At 65.9% G+C, this 8,480-nt stretch carries 7 protein-coding genes; 4 read left to right on the forward strand and 3 right to left on the reverse strand.

Translation table 11 applies throughout. The features are described 5' to 3' along the window. Positions 1–280: 280 nt before the first annotated feature. Together asnB and ACH413_RS48260 are read left to right on the forward strand one after the other, a co-directional pair. On the forward strand, positions 281–2,215 hold the full coding sequence (asnB, locus tag ACH413_RS48255; protein WP_360049319.1) for an asparagine synthase (glutamine-hydrolyzing): 1,935 nt from the start codon (positions 281–283) through the stop codon (positions 2,213–2,215). Between the two features lie 59 nt (positions 2,216–2,274). Beyond that, positions 2,275–3,537 (forward strand): MFS transporter, encoded by a 1,263-nt coding sequence (locus tag ACH413_RS48260; RefSeq protein WP_360049318.1) that lies wholly within the window; start codon positions 2,275–2,277, stop codon positions 3,535–3,537. Here ACH413_RS48260 and ACH413_RS48265 read toward each other — a convergent pair. Beyond that, complete coding sequence (locus ACH413_RS48265; RefSeq protein WP_360049316.1) at positions 3,521–4,315, reverse strand: hypothetical protein; 795 nt, start codon at positions 4,313–4,315, stop codon at positions 3,521–3,523. The genes ACH413_RS48260 and ACH413_RS48265 overlap by 17 nt on opposite strands. Before the next feature lie 80 nt (positions 4,316–4,395). Between ACH413_RS48265 and ACH413_RS48270 the strand changes: the two genes are divergently transcribed. After that, positions 4,396–5,790: an APC family permease gene (locus ACH413_RS48270; RefSeq protein WP_360049315.1), complete on the forward strand. Its 1,395-nt coding sequence runs from the start codon at positions 4,396–4,398 to the stop codon at positions 5,788–5,790. Between the two features lie 3 nt (positions 5,791–5,793). Here the strand turns inward: ACH413_RS48270 and ACH413_RS48275 are convergent, their stop codons facing one another. Together ACH413_RS48275 and ACH413_RS48280 are read right to left on the reverse strand one after the other, a co-directional pair. Continuing rightward, positions 5,794–6,510 (reverse strand): AAA family ATPase, encoded by a 717-nt coding sequence (locus ACH413_RS48275; protein WP_360049313.1) that lies wholly within the window; start codon positions 6,508–6,510, stop codon positions 5,794–5,796. Continuing rightward, positions 6,507–7,283, reverse strand: coding sequence for an MBL fold metallo-hydrolase (locus ACH413_RS48280; protein ID WP_360049311.1), 777 nt, complete (start codon positions 7,281–7,283; stop codon positions 6,507–6,509). Before ACH413_RS48280 ends, ACH413_RS48275 begins: the two co-directional genes overlap by 4 nt. A 38-nt stretch (positions 7,284–7,321) precedes the next feature. Between ACH413_RS48280 and ACH413_RS48285 the strand changes: the two genes are divergently transcribed. Further along, the gene (locus ACH413_RS48285) at positions 7,322–8,212 is read left to right on the forward strand and encodes an aldose 1-epimerase family protein (protein ID WP_360049310.1); all 891 of its coding nucleotides are present in this window, start codon (positions 7,322–7,324) and stop codon (positions 8,210–8,212) included. Positions 8,213–8,480: the final 268 nt, after the last annotated feature.

The raw sequence follows: 8,480 nt of genomic DNA on the forward strand, positions 1-8,480 counted from the left end.
CGGGGGGGCCCACCGTGGGGGGGTGGGGCACTGTCCCCTAACGGGGTCCCCCTTCCCCCCCACCCCTCAGGTGCAGCAAGAGCTATGGCGCGACTCGTGACGGGACCCACCGCCCAGCCCGTTCGGTAAGGACGGCTCGCCTTCGGCTTCGCGGCGGTTGGGTGGTCGTGGCGGTGAACCTGACTGGTCACTCAGGCGTCTTCAGGCTGCGGAGAATGTCCGATCCCGGCTTCGGCATACTGGGATTTCAGCAACAGCTAGCTACGAGGTGCGATTTCACGTGTGCGGAGTGCTCGGACTCATCTGTTCCACCGAAGCAGCTGCGGTCTCCGCGCGTGCCTCTGTGGCCGCAGCACTGCGCTGCCAGCGGCACCGTGGGCCCGACGAGCAGGACACCTGGGCTGATGCCGAGGTCGTCTACGGGTTCAACCGGCTTGGTTTTATCGATCTTGAGCACTCGCATCAGCCGCTGGTGTGGGGGCCGCCGGAGAACCCGACGCGGTACACGCTGAACTTCAACGGCGAGATCTACAACTACAAGGAGCTTCGTTCGGAGCTCATGCGGAAGTTCGGGGCGCAGTTCAAGACCAAGGGGGATGGCGAGGCCATCGTCGCCGGCTATCACTTCCTTGGGGCTGACTGGGTCAAGATGTTGCGCGGCATGTTCGCGTTCATGATCTGGGACGCGCAGGAGCGGGTGGTTTTCGGCGCTCGCGATCCGTTTGGGATCAAGCCGTTGTACTGGGCCGCTGGGCCCGGTGGGGTTGGCTTCTCGTCTGAGAAGAAGAGTTTGTTGCAGCTGACCGGGGTTCTTGGCATCAGTCAGGAGCTGGATCAGACCGCGTTGCAGCACTACCTGGTGCTTCAGTACGTGCCTGAGCCTGAGTCGTTGCACAAGGCGATTCGGCGGGTTGAGTCCGGGACGTCGTTCCGGGTGTCGCCTGGTGGGCAGGTGCTGTTCAACCGGTACTTCAAGCCCGTGTTCTCGCCTCGGCCCGTCAACGGGGCGCACGAGGCTGAGGCGCTGTACGAGCGCATTGCTGACGTCATGCGTGATTCGGTGTCCAAGCACATGATTTCTGACCCCGATGTCACGGTCGGTGCGTTTCTCTCTGGCGGTATCGACTCCACGGCTACGGCTACGTTGGCGAAGCTGCACAACCCGAACCTCATCGCGTTCACCAGCGGGTTTGATCGTGACGGGTACTCCGAGGTCGATGTTGCCGCTGAGACGGCCGCGGCTATCGGGGTGCGGCATGTGGTTCGGACTGTGTCTGCCGACGAGATGATGGAGGAGCTGCCGCTCATCCTCTGGTACCTCGACGACCCGGTGGCGGACCCCGCGTTGGTGCCGCTGTACTTCATCGCGAAGGAAGCGCGTAAGTACGTCAAGGCTGTGTTGTCCGGTGAGGGTGCGGACGAGCTGTTCGGCGGGTACGTGATCTACCACGAGCCGTTGTCGTTGGCGCCCTTCGAGAAGGTGCCTGGTGGCGTTCGGAAGTTGATGGGCGCTGTGTCCAAGTCCATTCCAGAGGGTGTGCGCGGCAAGGACCTCTTGCGGCGTGGGGCGCTTCGGTTGGAGGACCGGTACTACGGCAACGCTCGCAACTTCAGTGATGATCAGGTGCGTGCGGTGTTCCCCGGTTATGTGGAGGGGATTGGCTTCAAGGACGTCACCGCGCCTTGGTACCGGGAGTCGGAGGACTGGGATCCCGTTGCGCGCATGCAGCACATCGACCTCTACACGTGGTTGCGCGGCGACATCCTGGTCAAGGCCGACAAGGTGACGATGGCCAACTCGATCGAGTTGCGCGTGCCGTTCCTCGATCCCGAGGTGTTCCGGGTCGCGGCCGAGGTGCCTCTCGACCAGAAGCTGACTGAAGGTACGACTAAGTTCGCGCTGCGCAGGGCGTTGGCGAAGATCATTCCGGCGCACGTGCTGAACCGGCCCAAGCTCGGGTTCCCGGTGCCGATCCGGTTGTGGCTGCGCGACGAGATGTACGACTGGGCGCGCGGGATCATCAACGACTCGCAGACCGGTCACCTGCTCGACAAGAACGCTGTGCTGGACCTGCTCGCCGAGCACAAGTCCGAGCAGTTCGACCGCAGCCGGCAGTTGTGGTCACTGCTGTGCTTCATGATCTGGCACGGGATCTTCGTCGAGGGCCGGATCAGCCCGAAGGTGCCGGAGCCGGTGTACCCCGTCCGCCTCTGACGAGTGGTCTTGGCGACACATCTCCGTAAAAGGCTTGTTAGTTGCCATAGGCTAACCAAGTGGCCACTGTGGGGAGAAGCGCGCGCTCGACGTTCGTGATCGACACTCGTCCGTTGAAGATCGTCGCGTATCGCCGGTTGTGGCTCTCCACGATCGTGACGGCGGTGGGCTCCCAGCTCACCGCCGTTGCTGTGCCCAAGCAGGTCTACGACCTCACCGGGTCGTCCGCGTGGGTCGGCATCGCCGCTGGTGTGGCGCTCGTGCCGTTGCTGGTGTTCGGGCTGTGGGGCGGTGCGATCGCGGACACGGTCGACCGGCGCAAGCTGCTGCTCGTCACGAACATCGGCATCGCCGTCTCGTCGGTGCTGCTGTGGGCGCAGGCCGCGATGAACATCGGCTCGGTGTGGCTGGTGATCGCGTTGCTCGGCCTGCAACAGGTCTTCTTCGCGGCCAACGCGCCTGCTCGGTCCGCCTCGATCGCTCGGCTGGTGCCTGCCGAGCTGTTGCCGTCGGCCGGTGCGCTCGGGTCGACGGTCATGCAGTTCGGTGCGGTGCTCGGGCCGTTGCTCGCCGGTGCGTTCATGCCGATCGTCGGGCTCTCGACGCTGTACTTGGTGGACGCGATTGCGCTCGTCGTCACCGTTTACGCGGTGTGGAAGTTGCCGCCGATGCCGCCGCTGGACGGGGTGGTTCGGCGCGCCGGGTTGCGGGACGTGCTCGACGGCTTCACGTACCTGTGGGCGCAGAAGGTGCTGATGGCGAGCATGTTGCTGGACATCATCGCGATGGTGTTCGGCATGCCTCGGGCGCTGTTCCCGGAGATGGCCCAGCACACGTTCGGCGACCCGGCCGGGGGTGGGTTCGCGCTCGGCGTGCTGTTCGCGGCGATTCCCGTTGGCGCGGTGATCTGCGGGCTCACGTCCGGGTGGATCTCGAACGTCAGTCGGCACGGCGTTGCGCTGACACTCGCTGTTGTCGGGTGGGGGCTCGCGATCATGGGCTTCGGGCTGGCCGGGTCGATCTGGGTCGCGGCCGGGTTCCTGGCTTTGGCGGGCGCTGCGGACATGGTGTCGATGGCGTTCCGCGGCGCGATCCTGCAGTCGGCCGCTACGGACGAGATGCGCGGACGGATGCAGGGCGTCTTCATCGTCGTCGTCGCGGGTGGGCCGCGCATCGCGGACCTGTTGCACGGCACGGGTGGCGCGGCGTTCGGCACGGCCGCCGCGGTGTCGGTCGGTGGTCTGCTGGTGGTCGTGGCGTCCGTCGCGATGGTGGCGGTGCTGCCGGCGATCTGGCGCTACCGCGTCAGTTCCGCGAGCTGATCTCGGCCGGGTTCGGCTCGCTGATCTGCACATCGCCGCCCCAGTCGGTGAAGCGGGCCTCGTCGACGATCTGCACGCCCTGGAACTGGGTGACGAACGTGATGCGCACCGGCAGGCCGTTCTCGTCCAGCTCGATCTCGCCGGTGGAGCCGGGGACCTTCTGGTCCAGCGCGAGCTTGACCTCGGCGCGCAGGCCCTCGTCCTTCAGCGTGTCGTAGGCCTTCTGGTAGTCGACGGCGATCGAGTAGCGCGTGTGGCCGTTGATCTCCGCGGTCAGCTTGAGCTCGCCGCCCGCCTCCATCACCGGCAGGTGGTACGTCGTGAAGGCCGCCTGCTGGTAGACGACGTCGTGGAAGCCGAGCACCGTCGTGGTGAAGTCGTCGTCGGCCTTGCGGTCGAGCTTCACCCACGGCTTGTCCGCGGGCAGGCCGAAAACGGTCGTGGGCAGCTTCACGAACGCGGTGTCCTTCGTGGTGGAGACGAGTCGTAGTTCGACTGCCTCGCCGTCGGTCTGCACGGGACGTTTGGTGGTCGCGTCCATGCTCGGGACCTCGCCGCCCAGCCGGATCGAGCCGCTGGACGGGGCCCGCACGCCGCCTCCCGTGGGCGGTGGCGTGATGCTGAAGCGGTAGGTCCCCTTCTCGTTGATCGACTTGGTCACCGCGGCGATGATGCTCTTCACGTCGCGGTGCTGGGAGGCGTTCTCGGCCGGTGTCGGGGACGAGCAGGCGGTCAGCGTCACGGCGGCGATGATCGCGAGTTTCAGTCGAACTCCCATGCGGGAATTGTTACACCAATTGGGTGAGGTAGGCGTCCGTTCCCGCTGGTAGCCAGGCAAAACGGGCAGAATCTTCGGGCATGGCTGAAGCGACTCCACAAACGGAGCAACCAGAGCTACATCGGGCGATAGGCCCGAAGCTGCTGCTGTTCTTCGTCGTCGGCGACATCCTCGGGACCGGCATCTACGCCCTCACCGGCAACGTGGCAGGCAAGATCGGCGGCGCTCTCTGGCTGCCCTTCCTGCTCGCGTTCGTGGTGGCGTTCCTGACCGCGTTCAGCTACCTCGAACTGGTCGGCAAGTACCCCAGAGCCGCCGGTGCCGCGCTGTACACGAACAAAGCGTTCGGGATCCACTTCTTGACGTTCATGGTCGCGTTCGCGGTCATGTGCTCGGGAATCACCTCGGCGTCGTCGGCCGCTCTCGCGTTCGGTCGCACGTACCTGCGGCAGCTGCTGGTGGAGTTCTTCGACCTCGCGCTCAGCCCGGAGTCGCTGGTCATCACCGGCATCGCGATCGTCTTCATCGCGGCGCTGGCGATCATCAACTTCCGCGGCGTGTCCGAGTCGGTCAAGGCCAACGTGGTGCTGACCTGCATCGAGCTGTCCGGCCTGGTGATCATCATCCTGATCGGCGCGTGGGCCGTCATCAACGGCGACGGCGAGCCCGGCAGGCTCACCGACATCCACGTCCCGTCCGGCAGCAACGTGGTGCTCGCGGTCACCTCGGCCACCGCGCTCGCGTTCTTCGCGATGGTCGGCTTCGAGGACTCGGTCAACATGGCGGAGGAGTGCCGCAACCCGGTCAAGATCTTCCCGCGCGCGATGCTGTGGGGCATGGGCATCGCGGCCCTGATCTACGTGCTCGTCGCGATCACGTCGTCGCTGCTGATCCCGGCCGACGAGCTCGCGAAGGCCGGCAGCAGCGCGTTGCTGAAGGTCGTCACCGTCGGCGCGCCCGGCTTCCCGCTGTGGATCTTCGCGTTGATCGGCCTGCTGGCCGTCATCAACTCGGCCCTGATCAACATGCTGATGGCGTCCCGCCTGCTGTACGGCATGGCGAACGAGAAGATCATCCCGAAGTTCTTCGGCGCCGTGCACCCGTTCCGCCGCACGCCGTGGATCTCGATCGTCTTCACGACCGGCGTCGCGGTGATCCTGGTGTCGACCGCGGACATCGGCAAGCTCGGTGGCACGACGTCGTTGCTGCTGCTGATCGTCTTCAGCATCGTCAACGTCGCGTGTCTCGTGCTGCGCAAGGAGAAGTCGGAGCACAAGCACTTCCGGGCGCCCACGTGGGCGCCGGTGCTCGGCGCGATCACGTGTGCGTACCTCGCGATCCCGTGGACGTCCGGGCGTCCGTTCGACGACTACAAGATCGCGGGATGGCTGCTGCTGGCCGGTCTTGTGCTGTGGGGCATCAACCGCGTGCTGCACGGCAAGGTGGAGACCCACCCGGAGAACCTCGGCAAGTAGTTCTCAGTCGAGCAGGTGTTTGAGGAACCGGTCCGGCTCACCCAGGAAGTTGCGGGTGAGCCGGACCGGTTCCGCTGTGTCGTAGTCGATTTCGTCGATCGTGTCGGTGATTTCGAGGATCGTGGCGTTCGGGGCCGCGAGCAGGATCGGCGAGTGCGTGGCGATGATGAACTGCGAACCCTCTTCGACGAGTTCGTGCATGCGCCTCAGGACCGTGAGGCAGCCCTTGACGGACAGCGCGGCCTCCGGCTCGTCCAGCACGTAAAGGCCTTTGCTGCCGAACCGGTGGTTCATCAGGTCGATGAAGCTCTCGCCGTGTGAGCGCTCGTGCAACGACTTCCCGCCGTACGACGCGTGAATCCCCTCGCCGATCCGGTCGATCTCGGTGGCGACGTTGTAGAACGACTCGGCGCGCAGGAAGAAGCCCGTGCGGGGCTTTCTGGTGCCCCAGCTCAGGATCAGGTAGTCGCCCAGCGACGACTCGGTCGCCTTCGTCGCGAAGTGGAACGACTGGGTGCCGCCCTCGGCGTTGAACCCGGCCGCGACCGCGATCGCCTCGACCAGGGTGGACTTGCCCGCGCCATTGTCCCCGGTCAGGAACGTGATGGGCCGCTTGAGCTCCAGCGGGTGCTTGATGAGGTGCTGGACGACCGGGAGCGTGAACGGGTAGCGGTGCGTGTCGTCGACCTGGTCGAGGCGGATCTTGTGGATGAACGTCACGCCAGTCGTGCCAGTTCGACCGGGTCGTGCGCGCAGAACACCTCGACTTCGCCCCGTGCCTTGAGCTCCTTCAGACGTTCCACATTGGACAGACGCTGCTCGCGGATCGTCTCGGTCTGCTTGGCGGTGAGCTTGAGCGCGAAGATGTTGCTGGGCGGCGTTTCGACCTCGCCGCGGTAGAAGTACGCGTCGCCGGCGTGCAGCATCCAGCCGTCGTCGCCCTTGACCGCGATGCCCGTGTGGCCGCGGGTGTGGCCGATCAGCGGCACCATCAGGACGTCGTCCGGCAGGCCGGGTACGTCCTTGACGGCCTGGAAGCCGAACCAGTCCTCGCCCTCCGCCTTGTGGGTCTCGAACGTGACGCCGTCGCGCTGCGCCTTCGGGTACCGCGCGCGTTCCTTGGCGTTGCGGGGGTTCGTCGCGGCTTCGAGTTCGGTGTCCAGCACGTGGACGGTGGCCTTGGGGAAGTCGCGCAGCCCGCCCGCGTGGTCCAGGTCGAGGTGGGTCAGCAGGACGTGCCGGACGTCGTCGGCCGTGTAGCCGCGCCGCTCGACCTGGCTGATCGCCGTCTCGGTGATGTCGAGCACCGGCTTGAGCAGCTTGCGGCTCAGCCCGTCGATCGTCGCCTTCGGGTTGGTCACCTCGTTCATGCCGAAGCCCGTGTCGACCAGCACGAGGCCCTGATCGGACTCGATCAGCAGGCAGTGGGCCACGAGACCGCCCGCTACCAGGGGCGGCCTGAACGTGGCGCAGTTGAGGTGATGAACCTTCATGGGCAAATCCTTCCGCAGGCCCCGTAGGCTTCAGCCTCATGTTGGGGATCTCGTACGAGGGTGCCACCGCCGTGATCACGACTGTAGGCGCGGGCCTTCGGTCTTTCGAGGTGGACGGTGTCCCGTATGTGGAGACATTCGGCGAGGACGAGAAGCCGCCGATGAGCGCAGGGGCCGTGCTGGTTCCCTGGCCCAACCGGACCGCCGGCGCGTCCTGGGTGCTGGACGGGGTTCGGCAGCAGCTCGAGGTCACCGAACCGGCTCGTGGGAACGCGATTCACGGGCTGCTTCGGCGGCGTCCGTGGGTTGTTCTGGAGCACACCGGGTCGCTGGTGTCGTTGCGGGCGCTGATCGAGCCTCAGGCCGGGTGGCCTGCTGCTTTGGACGTCACGGTGTCCTATGCGCTGGATGATCGTGGGCTGACGGTCACGCATGGGGTCACGAACGTCGGGGACGTCGCCACGCCGTTCGGTGTCGGCACGCATCCCTACCCTCGGGCCGGGAACGCTTCGACCGACTCGTGCACGTTGACGCTGGCCGCGACGACCGTGCTGCCGTTGGACACCGAGCGGATGGTGCCTTCTGGGGTGGCCGTGCCGGTGGAGGGGACCGAGTTCGACTTCCGGGGTGGGCGGGGGTTGGACGGGGTTCGGTTGGACACGCCGTTCGGGGGGTGTGAGCCTGGGGCGGACGGGCTGGTGCGTCACACGCTGGTCTCGGTGGACGGTGGGGTTGAGGTTTGGGCGGATCCGGCGTTTCGGTGGGTTCAGGTTTACACGCCCGATTCTTATCCTGGGCGGGGGCGGGCTGTTGCTGTTGAGCCGATGACCTGTCCGCCGGATGCGTTGAACTCCGGGGTGGATTTGATCTGGGTTTCGCCTGGGGAGTCCTGGGGGGCTCGGTGGGGGATTCAGCCGCTGGTTTCGTAGGGGGTCTGTCTGCGACTGGGTGGGTGGGTCACCGTGCTGGCGGCCTGGTTGCCTTGCTTGCTTCCCCTGGGGGCTCTGCCCCCAGACCCCCGGCAATCTGATCGGGGGGTAGCGCCGCCTGCGGGTAGATGGCACGCCTGTTGCGTTGGGCGGCCGCCGGTTGCTCAGAGAGTTGCGTTGGCGGTGGGTCCCGTCACGAGCCGCACCAAGAGCGGGCCACATGCGAGAAGGGGTGTCAACTCGACGAAAAGCGTGTCGAGTTGACACC

Source organism: Lentzea sp. NPDC020367 (genome assembly GCF_044387305.1).
GTDB lineage: Bacteria > Actinomycetota > Actinomycetes > Mycobacteriales > Pseudonocardiaceae > Lentzea.

Coding starts and splice junctions, on each gene's coding strand:
- ACH413_RS48265 (WP_360049316.1), bottom strand. CDS start 4,315: ATGGGAGTTCGACTGAAACTCGCGATCATCGCCGCCGTGACGCTGACC.
- ACH413_RS48270 (WP_360049315.1), top strand. CDS start 4,396: ATGGCTGAAGCGACTCCACAAACGGAGCAACCAGAGCTACATCGGGCG.
- ACH413_RS48280 (WP_360049311.1), bottom strand. CDS start 7,283: ATGAAGGTTCATCACCTCAACTGCGCCACGTTCAGGCCGCCCCTGGTA.
- ACH413_RS48285 (WP_360049310.1), top strand. CDS start 7,322: ATGTTGGGGATCTCGTACGAGGGTGCCACCGCCGTGATCACGACTGTA.